Here is an 18,546-nt window from a genome sequence, read left to right on the forward strand (position 1 = left end):
CAGGTCATATACTTCTTCTCTTGGATGACCTTGAGTACCTGTCCTATCGGGTCTTTTCCTTTGAACTCTTCCACTTCGTCCTTGGTGCGGTACTTCTGTGGGTCCGACATGGAGTGCCCTTTGTATCGATAGGTCTTTGCCTCGATGAGGAATGGACCCTTACCACTACGCGCATGCTCGATGGCCTTTTGGAACATCAGAGCCATTTCTTCAGCACTCATTCCATCAGCAGGTTCGGCCGGCATCTCATAGCTCAGTCCCAGTTTCCAGAGGTCATGTACGTTGGTCGTTCTCTCGACAGAAGTCCCCATGGCATAATTGTTATTCTCGATGACGAAGACCACTGGAAGTTTCCAGGTCATAGCCATATTGAAGGTCTCATGCAAGGCTCCTTGACGCACAGCGCCATCGCCCATGAAACAGATGGTCACTGAATCGTTGCCCTTGTATTTATCAGCAAAAGCGAGCCCTGCTCCCAAGGGGATCTGAGCACCTACGATTCCGTGTCCTCCATAGAGATTACGTTCCTTGTCGAACATGTGCATGGAGCCACCCTTTCCTTTGGAACTACCGGTCTTCTTTCCATAGAGTTCTGCCATCACCTCTTTGGCCGGAGTACCCAAGGCAAGAGGGTGAGCGTGGTCGCGATATGCGGTGATCACCCGGTCATTCTCTGCCATGGCCCAGGTCATTCCTGCTAGTAGAGCTTCTTGCCCGATATAGAGGTGACAGAAGCCTCCGAATTTCTGTTGGATATAGAGTTGACCACACTTCTCTTCGAATTTCCGCATGAGGAGCATGTCTTCATACCACTTCAGGTAATCCGTCTTGCTGAAAGGGCTTTTTCCCTTCTTTCCGGATGAGTTGGATTTCTTCTTGGATTTGGCTGTAGATGTTGCCATACGCACACAGATCTTTAAATAGGACAACAAATATAGACACTCACCTCAGCGGTGATAGCCAGAATCGAGTGAATTTCAGCCCTTTTTGAGCTTGGTCTCGCAGAAGGACAAGGGAAGCATGGAAAGCACGGAATCCACCACGATCGTACGACCTGCCGTACTGCCTAGAATGACTTGGATGGGACTAGCGGCATTGACCTCATATTCCAGCAAAGCCTGACGGCATGCACCACAGGGTGTAATAACGCGGGTAAGCTCGAAATCCTCTGATCGCGCTGTGATGGCCACCGCTTCTATGATGGACTTCGGATCCTGTGACATGGCATGGAACAGGGCCACTCGTTCAGCACACAGACCCGAAGGGTAGGCTACATTCTCCTGATTGTTCCCAGTATAGACCTTGCCACTCTCCAGCCGGACGGCAGCGCCTACATGAAAATGCGAATAGGGAGCATAGGCCCTTCCCATGGCCTTCTCGGCTTCTTGGAGCAAGGCTACTGAAGCATCGTCCAACTCATCCAATGAGTCGTACTCGGTATATCTGAACGTGATCTGGCGTTCGTCTGCCATAGACGGGAGGGTCTCTGGTCAGCCTTCTTGGCCGGCAGCAGACTTTTTAGCCCCATCTAGATTCAACCTGAGGGTGAACCTCAATGTATTGGCCAGTGGGTTACGATTCTGGGCAGCGATCAGGTAGGAGAAGTCGAATGCAAAGACATTGTATTTGACCCCTGCTCCCAAGGTGAAGAATTGCCGGGCACCTTTGGTAGGATGCTCGTAGAAATATCCCCCTCTGAGAGCGAATTGATCAGCATACCAGTATTCGAAGCCTGTAGCCAGATTGATCTCTCTCATCTCTTCTCTGAATACACTTCCTTCCTCTACTTCTACAGTACCGTCATCGAAGATGGTCACATTGCCCGGTGCATCTGAGAAGGATCCGAACATACCGGATGCGACACCGCGGTTGGGGTCATCTCCAGAAGCAATGACCAGATTACCTGACCCATCGGTCACGAAGTTCCCTTCTTCATCCACCAGATATACAGGAGGAGTAGGTACGAGTAGCTTGTTGACATCTACAGTGAATGCCAGACTGTTGTACTCATCCAATAGCAATTTCAAGGTAGGACCGATACGGAAATTGATCGGAATGAAGTCCCGCTCGGCCGCTTGAGTATATGACATCTTGGAACCGATGTTGGAGATATTGAATCCAGCAGAGAGTACAGCATCGAAATCTCCGATACGTATATCATCGTTCTCATAATACCCGCTCACATCTACTGAGAAGGCTGTACCCGGCTTGGACTCTCCTCCAGAAGAGGTGATTACTCCTCCGGTCAGATTGGAATAGATGAATCGTGCGGCCATACCTCCAGAGAAACGCTCAGAAAGCTTGATAGCATACGCACCATCGATGGCAAATTCGGTGGGTTCGAAATTCCGGATGTCGTTTCCTTGTTCATCGGTGAACTGGATGCTCCCGAGCGAGAAGAAGCGCAGAGAGGCGCCTATCGCTTGATTATCATCGATCTTACTATAGCCACTCAGATAAGCCAGATTCATATCCCGCACAAGCTTACGCAGCCACGGAGAGTATGAAAGGGACATCTCGAAATCACTCTCTGCAAAGGCCAATTTGGCCGGATTCCAATGAATGGAATTCGCATCCGGTGAGATGGACACTCCAGCTTCTCCCATTCCTCCAGAACGGGTATCGGGCGCTATGATCAGGAAGGGCACGGCCGTAGTGATGGTATTGAGGTCTTCATCATCACTTTGACCAATGATCTGTTGTGTCTGTCCCATGAAATTGGGAGAGACCCAAATAATGGCGATCAATGCTGTGATTCTCAGGGTGTTCAACATGCTCAGAAAATTGGTTTGCAAATATAAGAAACGCTTGACGCGTGTCATTGGTTACTATTGGTCAGAGAAGTACCAGTTTTTCGAATACTTCCTCTTTTTCTCCTTGGGGTGTACTCACTTTCAATCGATAGACGTATACACCGCGTCCAAGCTCATCTCCGTAGTCATCGCGACCGTCCCAGACCAATCGATCACGTAGGCCCGTATGGGTGTCCACCACTTCTTGGATGGTCTTGACCAATCGTCCCGAGACCGTGAATATCTGTATCTCTACACTCAATAAGGCACAATCCTGATTGTGTTCGAAAAGAAACTCTGTGCGCGTAGTGAAGGGATTGGGATAGTTCAAGACATTATCCAATACCAGGTCTTCTTGTTTCTCTACGATGAAGCTTATCTCTTTGGTACTCGAGTTATTATAGATATCCCACACTTTGAAGGTCAAGGTATGTTCACCCTCGCTGAGACCATCAAGGGTATACCGAACCTGACCGCTCTGGTAGGAGTCCAGATCCGATTCGTAATAGTCATTGAGTACAATGGGGTCCGCTGTATTGCCATCAAGTACAGCCGTGATGTCATGACCTATCCCATTTCCTACAGTATTGATCCCATTGTCATCGAATACCTTGGCGATCAGCGTTGGAGACTCATTGGTCAATCCGCCATCTACGAAGGCTTCTGAATTCAAGAAGAGGTCGATTCCGGGTCCCGCCTCATCTTGAGGGGCATTCAGGTCGGTGCCTCCCACTTGGAATCCAGATCGGGATCCTTGGGCGTCCGTATCATCAGAGAGGGCATAGAGATGCAGTTTCCCAGCTCCTTCCTGGTAGCTGATGTCTTTGGGTACAACAAATTCGAACTGGAAGCGACCGTCCTTTACACTAGCTCGACCTTTATAGATGATGTTCTGTCTGAGCGAGAAGGAATAGGGGTTTCCTCCGTCATTGCTCAAGGTCTGTATCGTCACTTCCTTATCATACACACTGGGTTCCACCACACCTTGGAAATCGGTCGCCAGTGCTCCATTCTGTCTGACCTCACCGGAGACGCGTACCTTCTGAAGGGCTTTGACCGTGTCCAATGGAAGTCCTTGGCTATCGGTGATGCTGTCCGGGTGGATGAAGATGTCCAATTCAGGATAGCTCAATTGCAGAGCGGGGTCTCCGAGAAGAGAGAAATTCGCTTTGTTCACCTCGTTCCCTACCGTACAATTCTTAGAGATGCGTATGATATCCCCTAGTCGCAATCCATTTGGAAGATCCATCGTGAAGTCTCCTCCTGCACTGCTACAGACATAACTGTCCTGATCCGAGCGCATGACCACATCAAAGAAGTTCTGACTGAGAATGAAATTGGGGTTGGCATAGACCAATCGTGTGGTGGTGAGCAATGCGATCACTCCTCCCTCTGGATTGAGGAGAATGAATTCACCGGCCGATGTTCGACCTGGATCATCGAACCTCGAGAACTCGCAAGTAGCTGTGAGGAGCAGAGGCAGGTTGTTGGCATTGGTCAATGATTGTATGGTAGGCACATCCAGGATGCGCTCTGCCGCCCAACCCACTTCACCTCCGTGGCCGGTATAACTGGCCAAGAACACTCCTCGTTCTATACTCCTTCGTAATTCTTCGGCTGCCTGCGGGTAGCGGTCACCTCCTGGAGTGGTCTCTTGCAGATAGGCATCGAGGAATATCTTGTCGATGATATAATCCTCATCTACACTTTCCAGGATATTGCCAAGCGTATTGGCCTGTGACATGTGCGTGTTGCTATCCTCATCATCTCCAATAAGAAGCACGCGATTCTTCCAGTCTCCGAAAGGAGTGCTCGCCTCTTCAGCGCATACCCCATTGACCACACCGGTCGAACGGCTCTTGTAACGGATGATCTTGGCATAGATGGCTTCAGCCTCATCTACACTTCTCACCGGGAATCGTCCTATTCCGATATCCACGGTGCCGCCTATCTCACCTTCATCATCATCCAACAATCCGAAATAGTCATCTGAGACGAAGGACTGAGTAAGACTATTGGATTCGGCCGACTGATAGGTGGGCAGGTAGATAGAGTTCCTTGGGTCGATATCCGTGTTGTCATAATTCCCATCTCCTATCAAGAGCAGATAATCCGGAAAGGATGTGGGGTCTGCATCTGCTCGATCGTAGAGCATCTTCATGAACATCTTGATAGCTGTGATGTCCTGCATTCCGCATGAGAATTCATTATAAATGGTCTGAGGTTCTACCACAAAGACAGAAAGCCCTTCTTCCCGATGGACATCGGCCACTTTCTCAGCGGTAGCGAGGAAGGGAACGGCAGAAACGATCACCATGTCATACTGAGGGGAGCTATGTAGGTCTTGATTGGCAACTGCCTGACCAGTACCCGGACTCAACGCATTGGAAGGGTTGAAGAGCACGAACTCGTGCAAGTCATCCGTATCCGTCTTGAATGAAGCCATATCTGATACCAGGTCATACTCCCATATTTCGGGACTGATCGATTCGGTCACCCTCCAGAGTCTATCCGATCCCTGCACATCGCTTATCTGGAATTCCACAACATCAGCACTTTGCCATGAACGGGCATCCCTGAAGTGCAGCTGTGATGAAGTGCGTTCCAGTCTCCTTCTGACGTTGATAGAGAAGAAGTCCACCCAGCCATCAGCATCCGTGCCTCCCGGACTGAAAGTGGTGGAGATGGCCAGATTACCACTGGTAGGTATGAATTCCAGGACGCGCTCCTTGGAGCGTGTGATGGTATAGGAAGTGGGGGAAGTTCCTTGTAGGGTGAATGATTCTGTGTTCCCTTGACAGGTATAACTCATCTCAGAAAATACAGAAGCACCTACCGTCCGCGCTACACCCCGCATGCGCACTTTGGCTGAAGACTGTGTATCTACATTCTCAAAACTGAATTCAGAACCACTGAAGTTCAATTGACCACTAAGCCCGAATTGCTCTCCGACCATCCGCCTTCCTGATTTGATGACATTCTCCAGATCCTCTTCATGGAAGGAGTGATCATCAAAGGTGGTCACCACCTCCTGAGCCGTACCGGTCGGTTGTGTACCGACTCCTATGCGCACAGGTGCCTCTATACCTATACCGATGAAGTTATAGGCCACATCCATATATAGATGCTTGACGTGCTTGAATTCCTCATCCGAATCATCATACTCCCATCGATGCGGTCCCTTGGCATAGAAGAGGATATAGTCTCCGGAATCGAAACTGCCATCTCCTCCTCCCACGAACTCGACCGCTTTGACCTGCAGGTCATCGTAGCGGAACTCGGAATTATTATAGGGCAGAAGCCCTTGATCGTTGCCGTAGATATTGATATCGTTCGGGTCGATTCCGTTCACATCCACGCCTAGACCCTGGAAATAGTCTCTATCCAATCGATAGATTCCGTCTCTAGAGATAGGGATACGGTACCAGTCTCCAGTTGCCAATTTAGACTGTTGAACAAAGGTCTTCGTTTGGCTTGTAGTCGTCTTCTTGGTGGTATTCAATCGAATGTCGGCTCCGAGCAAACGTTCGATCTTTCCATCAAATCGCTTCCGAAATGGGAATATGCGTAATCGAGCCTGAGCTTGCCCTCGGCTCTGAAAGGCCTGCACCTCTGAGCGGAATTCCTCATTCTCTATCATCTGGGCCAAGGAGGCCGGCAGTACAATTTCTTCGATCCTTGGATTCCTCAATTGTATTCCTGAGGTCTCCGAGTCAAATGGAATAGGAACAATGGCACCGAATTCAGGCAGCTCGGGATGGATGTCTGACTGATGTGCACCTTGGAACCATATATCAGGAATCGAGGCATCGGTATCTCGCTCGGCCGATAGGCCTGAAGACCAGTCCAAGTCGATAGAAAGCTCCTGACCAAGTATGTATTGGAAGGACATGGACAGGAGGGCTATCCAAAAGATGCGTAGTATCGAGCAACCACTCATGGGATGATCGTCTGTTTTGTTGAGACTAATAAACCAAAGTTCAAAAGAACCCGAATTCTGCGTTCAGCAATCATTGAACGCCTGAGGCCTTTGCTTATTGTTTCTAGCCTCGTATTGCTCGATGCACACATGTCGATAATGTCGTAATATTGTAAACTTTACTAATGCTAGCAGCTCTTATAGAAATGAGAAAAACCGTGTTGAAATGCTTGCTGGCCTTGACTCTCATTGGCTTTTCCACTTTGGAGAGCATGGGTCAGGATCCACAGTTCACCCAGTTCTATGCGAATCCGCTCTACCTCAATCCAGCGTTTGCAGGTACAGCGAGATGTCCGCGCTTTGTACTTAATTACAGAAATCAGTGGCCTTCGCTGCCTGGGTCTTTTGTAACCTATAGTGCAAGCTATGACCAACACGTGCCGGTGATCTCCGGTGGAATCGGATTTATCGCCATGCGCGATGAGGCCGGAAGAGGCGTGTTGAGCACCACGAGCTTCAGCGGGATCTACTCCTACCAGCGTCCGATCTCTCGGAAATTCTCCATGAAATTCGGATTACAGGCCAGCTATTCCCAAAAATCATTGGATTGGTCCAGGCTCACATTCGGTGACCAGATAGATAGCCGCAGAGGATTCATCTATCAGACGCAGGAAACAGAAAGAGGTGGCAGCGTAGGATTCTTCGATGCGAGCGCGGGTGTGCTTGGTTTCACAGATGAATTCTATATCGGAGGTGCAGTTCATCACATCAATGAGCCCAATGAATCCCTCATTCTCGGAACCAGTAGACTACCGATGAAGTTCACAGGACATGCCGGTGCTGTATTGCCCATCGATGGGAAGAGTAAGAGTCTGAGCGAAGCGACCATCTCGCCTAACGTACTGTATCAAAGGCAAGCAGACTTCCAACAGATCAATGTGGGTCTATATCTTTCCAAAGGTCCCATCGTAGTGGGTGCTTGGTATAGATTCGAAGACAGCTTCATTGCCTTGGTCGGACTGCAGACAGATGTGTTGAAAGTAGGCTACAGTTATGACCTTACTACCTCACAATTGACCACCGAGACCGGAGGGTCACATGAGATCTCTCTTGCGTTCCAGTTGGAGTGTAAGAACAATAGAAGAAGTCGATTCAGGACAATAAGCTGCCCTAGTTTCTAGTTTTGAATGAAACTTTCTAGACCTTTTGCAAGTAAAACTATCACTATGAAACCATCAATTAAAGCACTGGGGGTACTTGTGTGCGCTGCAGCTATGGCTGCACTCAGTTCGTGTGGGCCAAGTGGTTACAGTAATACCACTGGTTGGACCTACAATGACTCTCGTAACGGAGGGTTCGAACGCGTACCGTACATCGAGCAAGAGACCGGCCCGGGTCTGATCTTGGTAGAAGGTGGGACCTTCACCATGGGACGAGTGGTCGATGATGTGAACTACGACTGGAACAACATTCCAAGAAGGGTCACTGTATCCAGTTTCTATATCGATGAGACCGAGGTAAAGAATATCGACTGGAGAGAATATCTCTACTGGTTGGGAAGAGTCTACGGTCAGGATTATCCAGAGGTATTGACCAAAGCACTGCCAGATACGCTCGTATGGCGTAGCAAACTGGCATACAATGAACCGTATGTAGAGTATTACCTCAGACACCCGGCATACAATGATTATCCTGTAGTCGGGGTGAATTGGTTGCAGGCCAGTGACTACTGCGCTTGGAGGACCGATAGGGTGAATGAGCAGATATTGATCAGAGAGGGCCTCTTCGAGCACTTCCCGCAACAGGCCAACGAAGACCACTTCACCACCGATGCCTATCTGGCCGGTCAGTATGAAAGCGGTAAGCGTGTTGAGGGAATTCAGGATCTCAATCCTGACAGAGAATTCAGGGATGTGAAGATGGAGGACGGTATCCTTCTCCCTCGCTACAGACTACCGACCGAAGCGGAATGGGAATTTGCAGCCTATGGGCTCATTGGAAATGCATTCCAAGAGTTGGTCAGCAATCGTAAAGTCTATCCATGGAACGGTAACTATGTGCGGAATGATGATCCCACAGATGATCTGTATGGTGCCTTCAATGCCAACTTCGTACGTGGACGTGGTGACTATATGGGTGTAGCCGGAAATCTGAATGACAATGCCGATGTAACAGCACCTGTCTACTCCTACCCTCCCAATGATTACGGATTATACAACATGGCGGGCAATGTGAGCGAATGGGTGATGGATGTATATCGTCCACTATCCTTCGAAGATGAGAATGAGTTCAGGCCTTTCAGAGGAAATGTCTATCAGACCAAGGTCCGCAACAACGAAGGAGGAATCGAAGACAAGCACTATGAGGTGGTCTATGATGTGGATGGTGTACTCTACTTCTTGGATCAATTCCAGAAGAAAAGCGGTGAGCGCCTGACACAGAATGAAGCGAATTTCCTAGCTCAATTGACCGAGACTGTTGGTAACGCCAAAACCAAGGAGACCGAACGTGAATTCGATGCTCGTGATGATATCATGAAGGAGGCCATCGACTTGATACGTGCCAATGAAGAGATCGCGATCGGAAGCACCATCCTCAAAGGATTTGCAGACTATATCGATAGCACACCTGGTGAGATCAGAATGCGCGATGTGACCGTTGAAGAGAACATCGACCGCAGGAATTACCGTGAAGCTTGGCAGATCGATCATAAGGATGGTGATCAAGAGTCCAGTATCTTCTACAACCAAGAAGGTGTAGAGGGTAATGTGATGTACGACTGGGGTGCAACCACCTTGATCAATGATCGCGCTCGGGTATATAAAGGTGGTTCTTGGGCAGACCGTGCCTACTACACCATACCTGCGACCCGTAGATTCTTGGATGAACGCCAGGCCTCTGCGCAAATCGGATTCCGATGTGCAATGGACCGGGTAGGAAGCCCAAGAGGATTCGGTTATTGACCGGAGCATCTAGAAAAGAATCTTAATGAAAAGACCCATCGTGCTGATGGGTCTTTTTTATTTGTGCAATGAGCATCGAGGAACTCTACACCCTGTATCTGGATTCTTCAGGAGTCAGCACAGATACCCGCAATATCAAAGAAGGGTCCATCTTCTTTGCGCTCAAGGGAGAACGATTCAACGGCAATACCTTCGCTGCTTCTGCTTTGGAATCGGGAGCTGCCTATGTGGTGATCGATGAAGCGGAGTATCAGACGGATGAGAGGTGTTTGTTGGTAGATAACGTACTCTATGCCTTACAGGACCTCGCCTCCCATCATAGGAACGCTCTGGATATCCCCTTTATCGGTATCACCGGATCCAATGGCAAGACTTCTACCAAGGAATTGATCCGCGATGTACTGTCCAGGAAATACTTGGTACACGCCACCCGAGGAAACCTCAACAACCATATAGGTGTACCCTTGACATTGCTCGAAATAGACAGGAGCCATGAGATCGCCATCATAGAGATGGGTGCCAACCATGTGGGGGAGATCGCACTGCTGTCCAGTATCTCGCAGCCTGATATCGGTTTGATCACCAACATCGGTAAGGCCCATATCGGGGAGTTCGGTGGATTTGAGAATATCATCAAGGGAAAGACCGAACTCTTTGACCACCTCAGAATGACAGAAGGGCTCGCATTTGTCGATGGACGATCGGAAATACTGATGGAGCACTCGGATGAGCTGGAGCGCATCATCTATGGTGAACACCCAGAATCCTATGTCAACACCACCATCGCATCTTCTGACCTTTTCCTCACGCTGCAATGGGAGGGTCGTAGGATAGAGTCACACTTGGTAGGTCAGTATAACCAGTCCAATATCGAAGCAGCCATAGCGATAGGTAGATATTTCCAAGTGGAAGATGAGTCGATCATCGAAGCCATCAGCTCCTATATGCCCGAGAATAACAGGAGTCAATTGATCGAGAAAGATGGCAAGCAGATCATCATGGACGCCTATAATGCCAACCCCTCCAGCATGGCAGCCGCTCTGGATAATCTGGCGAATATGAAAGGCAAACGGAAATTCGCCATCCTAGGTCATATGTTGGAACTCGGTGAGGACTCCCCAATGGAGCATTACAAGCTGATAGAACTCGCGCGGATCAAAGGCATCGATGCCATATTCATCGGGGATGAGTTCCAGAATGTGGAAGGGCAAGAAGAGGCACGCATATTTACCGATGTCAAAGACGCACTGACCGCCCTTCAAAAGATAGATCTGGAAGACACGGTCATTCTGGTCAAAGGTTCTCGAGGCATACGGCTCGAGCAACTGGAAGACATGCTTTAGTCCCTGAGTATGCTACGGCTGATCACCACCCGCTGTATCTCGGAGGTGCCTTCATAGATCTGCGTGATCTTAGCGTCACGCATCAGACGCTCCACATGATATTCTTTCACGAATCCATATCCCCCGTGCACCTGAACGGCCTCTACGGTGGTCTTCATAGCTACTTCTGAAGCAAATACTTTGGCCATAGAACTGGCAAGCGCGTAGTCCTTGCCTTCGTCCTTCAAAACGGCTGCTTTCATACAGAGCAGTCGAGCGGCTTCGATCTCAGTAGCCATATCAGCTAGCTTGAAGGCGATTGCCTGATGCTTGTGGATCTCCTTGCCAAAGGCCTTCCTTTCTTTAGAGTATTCCAAAGAGAGTTCGTAGGCTCCCGCTGCGATTCCCAGAGCTTGAGCGGCAATCCCTATACGCCCACCACTCAAGGTCTTCATAGCGAATTTGAATCCGAATCCATCCTCACCGATGCGGTTCTCCTTTGGGACTTTGACATCATTGAACATGAGAGTATGTGTGTCAGATCCTCGTATGCCCAACTTATCTTCCTTAGCCCCGACCACGAATCCTTCCATCTCCTTCTCCACGATGAAGGCATTGATTCCTCGATGTCCTTTATCCCTATCGGTCTGAGCGATCACGAGATAGGTGGAGGCGACACCCCCATTGGTGATCCAATTCTTTGTCCCATTCAAAAGATAGTAGTCGCCCTTATCCTCAGCGGTGGTACGTTGTGAGGTCGCATCCGATCCGGCTTCAGGTTCACTCAGGCAAAATGCTCCTATCTTCTCTCCTTTGGCCAGTGGAGTCAGGTATTTCTGCTTCTGCTCTTCCGTCCCGTATGCTTCTAGACCCCAGCACACCAAAGAATTGTTGACCGAGACCAGCACAGAGGTGGAGGCGTCTATTTTTGAAAGCTCTTCCATGGCCAAGACGTAAGAGACGGTATCCATACCGCTACCTCCATATTTCGGGTCGACCATCATTCCTAAGAACCCGAGTTCTGCCAACTGTTTCACCTCATCGGCCGCGAAGCGTTGATGTTCATCCCGCTCGATCACCGTGGGCTTGAGTACGTTCTGTGCAAAATCACGTGCCGCATCTCGTACAGCGATCTGTTCTTCGTTCAACTCGAAATTCATCATAAGGGAAATCTCTAAAAAGGGACCCAAAAATAGGCTTTTGAGCTTCTTATCGTGCTATTCACAGGTCCATGATCGCAAGATTCCTCGACTTGGCGAGAGGGTGGTCCTTTGCTTTTAATTTCGACAACGATCTATGGTCACTTACCATGTGATAGGATTGATGAGCGGCACCTCCTTGGACGGGGTGGATCTTGCATTCTGCTCCTTCAGCAAAGAAGGAGACGATTGGCAGTATGAGATCATTGAGGCCAAGACCTACTCATACACACAGAAATGGCAGGACATCCTCATCAATGCCCAAGAACTTCCTGAACGGATACTCAGAGATGTGGATCTCGAGCTGGGAGCCTACTACGCTCAATTGATAGAGAACTTCGTCAATGAATTCCAGCTGGTACCGGATTTCATCTCATCGCACGGACATACGGCCCTACACCGTCCAGAAAAGAAGGTGACACTTCAGCTGGGCAATGGGGAGGTGATCAGTAGGGAACTGAGACTGGCCGTGATCAATGATTTCCGAAAAAGGGACGTAGAACTCGGTGGTCAAGGTGCTCCCTTGGTCCCGATAGGCGATCGTCTACTTTTCAGTGAGTATGACCTTTGTCTCAATCTAGGCGGGTTCAGCAATATCTCCTACGAATCGAAGGGGAAGCGAATAGCGTATGACATATGCCCGGTAAATATGGCCCTCAACGATGTAGCGCGCATCACCGGAGAAGACTATGATAAGGATGGTCACATGGCCCGCACAGGCGATGTCCATGAGCGCCTGCTCGCCCAATTGAACAGTCTGGAATACTACAAGCGACCTGGACCTAAATCCCTAGGACGTGAATGGTATATCAGTGAATTCAAGAAAAAGAGCGAAAGCAGACGCTTGCCTCCAGTAGACCTATTGGCCACACTGGTAGAACACATGGCCATGCAGATCGGCAATACTCTGAATTCACTGTCAGTGAAGAATGTACTTCTCACAGGGGGTGGTGCGTACAATGACTTCTTGATCGAACGCTTGGTCCAGCATTGTAATGCGGATATCACGCGACCAGATGACATGCTCATCAACTATAAGGAGGCACTGATCTTTGGTTTTCTAGGTGTGCTTCGCATCCGAAATGAGAACAATGTGCTTGCTTCTGTCACCGGAGCTCCGCGCGATCACTGCAGTGGAATCATACATCGACCATGATGAATATCAGTATGCTGATTCGTTACATTTGGCCGCATACCTCTGAGCGTCTATGAAAGAACTCCTCAAGCAATTCGAGAACAAGGAACCCGAGATCGTATTCAAATGGAGCGATCCCGAAACAGAAGCAGAAGGCTGGGTAGTGATCAATTCCTTGAGAGGAGGCGCAGCCGGAGGAGGCACCCGCATGCGTGTAGGCCTGGATCAACGCGAGGTGGAATCCTTGGCCAAGACAATGGAAGTGAAATTCACCGTTTCCGGCCCGGCCATAGGTGGAGCCAAGAGCGGAATCAACTTCGACCCGTCCGATCCACGCAAGCGAGGTGTACTGGAACGCTGGTATAACGCGGTCTCACCTCTGCTCAGGAGCTATTACGGCACCGGTGGTGACCTGAATGTGGACGAAGTCCATGAGGTCATTCCCATCACAGAGGATTGTGGTGTTTGGCATCCCCAAGAAGGCGTTTTCACAGGTCACTTCAAACCCAATGAGGCCCAAAAGATCAGGCGCATAGGTGCCCTGAGACTTGGAGTGAAGAAGGTGGTGGAGCATGACCAATTCAGCCCGGATGTCGGACGCAAGTATGTGGTGGCAGACCTCATCACAGGCTATGGTGTGGCAGAATCGGTCAGGCATTTCTATTCCATTTACGGAGGAGACCTGAAAGATAAACGGGTCATCGTGCAAGGATGGGGGAACGTGGGCTCGGCAGCAGCCTACTACCTCTCCCAAAGCGGAGCCTCCATAGTGGGTATCATCGACCGGGCCGGAGGGCTCATTCGACCCGATGGCCTCTCTTTCGAAGAAGTGAAGACCCTCTTCCTGAAAAAGGACGGAAATAAACTCAACAGCCCCGACATACTCTCCTTCCAAGAGGTCAATGAGAAGATCTGGGACATGGATGCCGAGGTATTCCTACCCTGTGCCTCTTCCAGACTTGTAAGCGAAGAACAGATGGATCGACTTACAGCAGGTGCGCTGGAGGTCGTCTCCTGCGGAGCCAATGTACCCTTTGCCGATGCGGAGATCTTCTATGGCCCTATCGCTGAAAAAGTGGACCGCTCGGTGAGTCTCATCCCTGATTTCATCTCCAATTGCGGCATGGCCCGAGTCTTTGCCTATCTCATGGGCGGAGAAGCAGAGATCGATGATGAGGAGATATTCAATGATACTTCACATACCATACGTCAAGCGCTTCAAGAGTGCCACTCGGTGCATTCTGAACGCATGCACCTCACAGAAACCGCATTCGGAATAGCACTCAATAAATTAGTCTGAAATGATGACCTCACTTATCCTTCTCATCTTCTTGGTCGGCTACCTCGCCATCACGTTGGAGCATAACCTCCGTATTGACAAACTGATTCCTGCACTGGGCATGATGGCCATCATCTGGGCCCTCATCGCAGTAGGCATCGATGGATTCGACACCTGGTTCGACTCAGCAAAACATGCGCTGATCACCAATTTCAGTGAATTCGGCCACGATGAGAAGATGCACCTCATGGAAGAGACCCTGCTTCACCATCTGGGTAAGACCTCTGAGATTCTTGTCTTCCTCCTAGGTGCGATGACCATCGTGGAGATCATCGACTATTTCGATGGATTCCAGACCATCAAGAGTTTCATCCGTACGAAGAGCAAGCGTAGGATCCTTTGGATATTCTCCTTCCTGGCCTTTATCCTCTCGGCCATCATCGATAATCTCACGGCCACTATCGTACTGATCTCCATTCTCCAGAAGATCGTCCCTGCTCGGGAAGACCGACTCTGGTTTGCGGGGATCATCGTTATCGCAGCCAATGCAGGTGGAGCTTGGTCACCTATCGGGGATGTAACCACAACCATGCTTTGGATAGGAGATAAGGTGACCACCGGTATGCTCATCACCTACCTGCTCATTCCATCCTTGGTCTGTATGCTGATTCCTTCGCTTATCGCTTCTTTTCTTCCCGCTTTCAAGGGGGAACTGGAAATGATCGATGAGCCCGAAGTGAAGATCGGGAAGCATAGTTCTACCATGCTCTATCTCGGTCTGGGGGCTATCATATTCGTCCCCATCTTCAAGACGACCACCCACCTTCCACCCTATGTGGGCATGATGCTCTCCTTGGCCGTAGTAGCCGTGTTTGCTGAGATCTACAGCCGCTCTAAATTCGATCTGAGCAATGTGGATCATAGGGAGAGCGATGCAGCCGCACATCACAGTCCGGTTCACCACTCTCTCTCTCGCATCGAGATGCCGAGTATCCTATTCTTCTTAGGAATCCTTCTCGCAGTAGCAGGTCTGGAATCACTCGGAGAACTCTATGGATTTGCCATTTGGCTTCAGGACACCATGCCTGCCCTTGGCACCGAGTACGGGAGTAACATCTCCGATTTGGTGGTCCTCCTACTAGGAGCCGGTTCTGCGGTGATCGACAATGTACCTCTGGTGGCGGCCAGTTTAGGCATGTTCTCGGAACCCACCGATAATCCCCTGTGGCACTTCATCGCCTATGCTGCAGGTACTGGAGGCAGCATGCTCATCATAGGTTCGGCCGCTGGAGTAGTGGCCATGGGAATGGAGCGCATCGATTTCTTCTGGTACCTGCGTAAGATCGCATGGCTGGCCTTGATCGGATTCTTGGCCGGGGCCGTCTGCTTCATCCTTATGCGGGCAATGATCGCATAGCGTCACGCGTAGGGATTACCCCACCTCAATCTGTTGATAATACAGGCGGTCCACCGGGACTGCCCTTGCTTGGCACGCTATTTTCAATCCTTGAATAGAATTTGAACGGGATTATCACGTTCAACACAACAAGCAAGGAAATCACCCATGGAACTGTTATTCCTATTACAGATGAATGTGGCCAGCGATACACTCGCAACTGCCGCAGAGACTATGAATGAAATGGCCGATGAGGAGACCATCTCCGTCTGGCAGATGATCAAAGATGGAGGATGGTATATCATGGGGCCCCTGGCCCTGATGTCCATCATTGCCATCTACATCTTCGTAGAACGCATGCTCGCCATCAGTCGTGCCGGTAAGGTGGAGAAGGATTTCATGAACCGGATAAAGGATTACATCCATGATGGACGTATCGATTCGGCCAAGGACCTCTGCCGCCAAGCAGATACCCCCGTCAGTCATATGATCCACAAGGGCATCACCAAGATCGGTCGTCCTATCAAGGAGATATCAGATAGCATTGAGAATGTGGGTAAACTGGAGATCGGCCGTATGGAAAAAGGGCTCTCCACTCTCGCCACAGTAGCCGGTGCGGCCCCGATGGTCGGTTTCCTGGGTACAGTTATAGGAATGATACAGACCTTCCACCAGATGAAGATCAGTGCCAATGGGGTGGAGATCACCCAACTCTCCGGAGGTATCATGCAGGCCATGGTGACCACCGTGGGCGGATTGATCATCGGCATCATCGCTTATATCGCCTACAATATCCTAGTGACTCGAATGAACAAGGTAATTCACGGACTGGAAGCTTCAAGCATCGAATTCCTCGATGTCCTGGATGCTCCTGCTAAATAGTCGCCCCATGGATCTACGATCAAGAAATAAGGTCGACCCTTCCTTCAGCATGTCCTCCATGACGGACCTGGTCTTCCTGCTGCTCATCTTCTTTATCATACTGAGCACCATGGTGAGCCCCTATGCACTCCCGGTGGACCTCCCCAATAGCAGCAATAAATCGAAGGAGAAACAGACCGTGGCCCTCCGTATAGATGCCGATCTGATCTACTCGGTAGGAAATAAGATCATCCAGCCTGACAACCTGGAGACTGAACTTCAAGGCGCCTTGAGTGTATATGATGAAAAGAGCATCGTTCTACACGTGGATAAGGCAGTGCCTACAGGCCAAACGGTAGAGGTACTCGATATAGCCAAGCGCAACAGGTGGAAGATCGTGCTGGCGACCAAACCGCAGTGAGATGGAACTCATTCAGGATAGAGATAAACGGACCGGACTCATTGTCACCATCGTGTTCCACGTATTGGTGCTGATCCTGTTCATGTTCATCGGACTCACCCAGCCCGACCCTCTTCCTGAACCCGAAGGTGCCATGATCGAACTCGGCTGGACCGATAGCGGGAGTGGAGACACCGAATCCCAAGTGATCAATGAGAATCAACAGGTGGAAGAAGTAGCCCCCACCGAGACCACTCCTACTGAGAGCGAGGCGGTAGAAGAAGAAGTGGTCACACAGGAAGAAAGCCCGGTGAGCACACCGGAGACCACTCCCCAAGAGACCGTGCAGGAGACCACTCCTGAACCCGAGCCCGATCCGCAACCCAGCCAGGAATTGCAGGATGCCATGAGCAATGTCTTCAACAGTACGCCCACAGGTGGAGGTAGTGAAGGCGAGGATGAAGAAGGACCTGGCAATACCGGCCGACCCGATGGATCCCCCGCAGGAAAAGGAGTCATGGGAGGAAGCGGCAATAGCTGGGAGCTTGCAGGCAGAGGTTATGAGGGTGGAGCGGTGGTCACCGAGAAACCCCGTGAAGAAGGTAAAGTAGTACTCAATATCTGGGTCGGGCGCGATGGGAAGGTCACCCGCACTTCACTGAATCTGGCTGCTTCCAATACCACCAGTCAGCACCTGGTATCCCTGGCCGAGAAGGCCGCCAAGAAGGCCCGCTTCAATGCCGACCCCTCCTCCGCAGTAGAGCAACGCGGTACCATGACCTTCATCTTCAAGTTGGAGTAGCTAGGAGGGTTCTGTCCCTCGACAAACTCGGCATGACAGGTTCTGGGTTCCGGGTTCTGTTCCTCGGCAGGCTCGGGATGACAGGTTTTGGGAAATGACATTCTGAATTCACAATTCCGCATTCTTAATTCTCCCCCACACCCTATATCCCTAAAGGGACCCCGTACACGATTTCATGACATACATTCGACCATCATCAATTCCTCATATCCCGGCCCTTCGAGAGTTTCTGGAACCAACTTTCCAGAATCATCCTATCAGCAAATTGGCTAATTCACTAATTGGCTCATCCTACTCCCCCTTTTCAACTTTATGACATTATTAAGCCATCATCTAATTATCTCATCCTCTAATTATCTAATTGACTCATTATCTAATCCCCACCTTTGCACCCCATGGATTACACCGAGACCTTGGACTATCTTTTTGAGCAGCTCCCAATGTTCCAGCGCATCGGCAAGGCCGCCTATCGCAAGGA

The 18,546-nt window shown here is 50.0% G+C and carries 13 protein-coding genes and 1 pseudogene; 9 read left to right on the forward strand and 5 right to left on the reverse strand.

The features are described 5' to 3' along the window. From pdhA to porU, 4 genes are all read right to left on the reverse strand, one after another. The coding region (gene pdhA / locus HKN79_06550) for a pyruvate dehydrogenase (acetyl-transferring) E1 component subunit alpha (GenBank protein NNC83219.1) at positions 1-902 on the reverse strand (902 nt) is incomplete at its 3' end. A 75-nt stretch (positions 903-977) separates the two neighbouring features. Then, positions 978-1,472 carry a cytidine deaminase gene (locus tag HKN79_06555; protein ID NNC83220.1) on the reverse strand — a complete coding sequence of 165 codons (495 nt, stop codon included), beginning with the start codon at positions 1,470-1,472 and terminating at the stop codon, positions 978-980. Positions 1,473-1,490: 18 nt separating this feature from the next. After that, entirely contained in the window at positions 1,491-2,822 is a 1,332-nt protein-coding gene (gene porV, locus HKN79_06560; protein NNC83221.1) for a type IX secretion system outer membrane channel protein PorV, read from the reverse strand. Between the two features lie 13 nt (positions 2,823-2,835). Next, positions 2,836-6,732, reverse strand: coding sequence for a type IX secretion system sortase PorU (gene porU / locus HKN79_06565; GenBank protein ID NNC83222.1), 3,897 nt, complete (start codon positions 6,730-6,732; stop codon positions 2,836-2,838). A gap of 185 nt (positions 6,733-6,917) precedes the next feature. On the opposite strand from porU, the gene HKN79_06570 reads away from it, so the two are divergent. From HKN79_06570 to HKN79_06580, 3 genes and pseudogenes are all read left to right on the forward strand, one after another. Then, on the forward strand, positions 6,918-7,892 hold the full coding sequence (locus HKN79_06570; GenBank protein NNC83223.1) for a type IX secretion system membrane protein PorP/SprF: 975 nt from the start codon (positions 6,918-6,920) through the stop codon (positions 7,890-7,892). Between the two features lie 45 nt (positions 7,893-7,937). Continuing rightward, positions 7,938-9,059, forward strand: a pseudogene (locus HKN79_06575) (SUMF1/EgtB/PvdO family nonheme iron enzyme). A gap of 683 nt (positions 9,060-9,742) precedes the next feature. After that, entirely contained in the window at positions 9,743-11,017 is a 1,275-nt protein-coding gene (locus tag HKN79_06580; GenBank protein ID NNC83224.1) for a UDP-N-acetylmuramoyl-tripeptide--D-alanyl-D-alanine ligase, read from the forward strand. Here the strand turns inward: HKN79_06580 and HKN79_06585 are convergent. Next, entirely contained in the window at positions 11,014-12,156 is a 1,143-nt protein-coding gene (locus tag HKN79_06585) for an acyl-CoA dehydrogenase (protein NNC83225.1), read from the reverse strand. The two genes, HKN79_06580 and HKN79_06585, sit on opposite strands and share 4 nt — an antisense overlap. Before the next feature lie 136 nt (positions 12,157-12,292). Here HKN79_06585 and HKN79_06590 point away from each other — a divergent pair, with 136 nt between their 5' ends. From HKN79_06590 to HKN79_06615, 6 genes are all read left to right on the forward strand, one after another. Continuing rightward, a complete protein-coding gene (locus HKN79_06590; protein NNC83226.1) occupies positions 12,293-13,351 on the forward strand; it encodes an anhydro-N-acetylmuramic acid kinase in 1,059 nt (352 codons plus the stop codon). 52 nt (positions 13,352-13,403) lie between these two features. Continuing rightward, positions 13,404-14,630 (forward strand): amino acid dehydrogenase, encoded by a 1,227-nt coding sequence (locus tag HKN79_06595; protein NNC83227.1) that lies wholly within the window; start codon positions 13,404-13,406, stop codon positions 14,628-14,630. Between the two features lie 4 nt (positions 14,631-14,634). Then, positions 14,635-16,026 (forward strand): sodium:proton antiporter NhaD, encoded by a 1,392-nt coding sequence (gene nhaD / locus HKN79_06600; protein ID NNC83228.1) that lies wholly within the window; start codon positions 14,635-14,637, stop codon positions 16,024-16,026. A gap of 147 nt (positions 16,027-16,173) precedes the next feature. Continuing rightward, entirely contained in the window at positions 16,174-16,887 is a 714-nt protein-coding gene (locus HKN79_06605) for a MotA/TolQ/ExbB proton channel family protein (protein NNC83229.1), read from the forward strand. A 7-nt stretch (positions 16,888-16,894) separates the two neighbouring features. Next, complete coding sequence (locus HKN79_06610; GenBank protein NNC83230.1) at positions 16,895-17,287, forward strand: biopolymer transporter ExbD; 393 nt, start codon at positions 16,895-16,897, stop codon at positions 17,285-17,287. Between the two features lies 1 nt (position 17,288). Then, on the forward strand, positions 17,289-18,068 hold the full coding sequence (locus HKN79_06615) for a TonB family protein (GenBank protein ID NNC83231.1): 780 nt from the start codon (positions 17,289-17,291) through the stop codon (positions 18,066-18,068). The last annotated feature ends 478 nt before the right edge of the window (positions 18,069-18,546 follow it).

The sequence above is a fragment of the Flavobacteriales bacterium genome (assembly GCA_013001705.1).
Classification (GTDB): Bacteria; Bacteroidota; Bacteroidia; order Flavobacteriales_D; family JABDKJ01; genus JABDLZ01.

Excerpts from the sequence above, each read along its gene's own strand:
- porV (NNC83221.1), bottom strand. The coding sequence starts at position 2,822 with ATGACACGCGTCAAGCGTTTCTTATATTTGCAAACCAATTTTCTGAGC.
- HKN79_06570 (NNC83223.1), top strand. The coding sequence starts at position 6,918 with ATGAGAAAAACCGTGTTGAAATGCTTGCTGGCCTTGACTCTCATTGGC.
- nhaD (NNC83228.1), top strand. The coding sequence starts at position 14,635 with ATGACCTCACTTATCCTTCTCATCTTCTTGGTCGGCTACCTCGCCATC.
- HKN79_06555 (NNC83220.1), bottom strand. The coding sequence starts at position 1,472 with ATGGCAGACGAACGCCAGATCACGTTCAGATATACCGAGTACGACTCA.
- HKN79_06605 (NNC83229.1), top strand. The coding sequence starts at position 16,174 with ATGGAACTGTTATTCCTATTACAGATGAATGTGGCCAGCGATACACTC.
- HKN79_06585 (NNC83225.1), bottom strand. The coding sequence starts at position 12,156 with ATGAATTTCGAGTTGAACGAAGAACAGATCGCTGTACGAGATGCGGCA.
- HKN79_06595 (NNC83227.1), top strand. The coding sequence starts at position 13,404 with ATGAAAGAACTCCTCAAGCAATTCGAGAACAAGGAACCCGAGATCGTA.
- porU (NNC83222.1), bottom strand. The coding sequence starts at position 6,732 with ATGAGTGGTTGCTCGATACTACGCATCTTTTGGATAGCCCTCCTGTCC.
- HKN79_06590 (NNC83226.1), top strand. The coding sequence starts at position 12,293 with ATGGTCACTTACCATGTGATAGGATTGATGAGCGGCACCTCCTTGGAC.
- HKN79_06615 (NNC83231.1), top strand. The coding sequence starts at position 17,289 with ATGGAACTCATTCAGGATAGAGATAAACGGACCGGACTCATTGTCACC.
- HKN79_06610 (NNC83230.1), top strand. The coding sequence starts at position 16,895 with ATGGATCTACGATCAAGAAATAAGGTCGACCCTTCCTTCAGCATGTCC.
- HKN79_06580 (NNC83224.1), top strand. The coding sequence starts at position 9,743 with ATGAGCATCGAGGAACTCTACACCCTGTATCTGGATTCTTCAGGAGTC.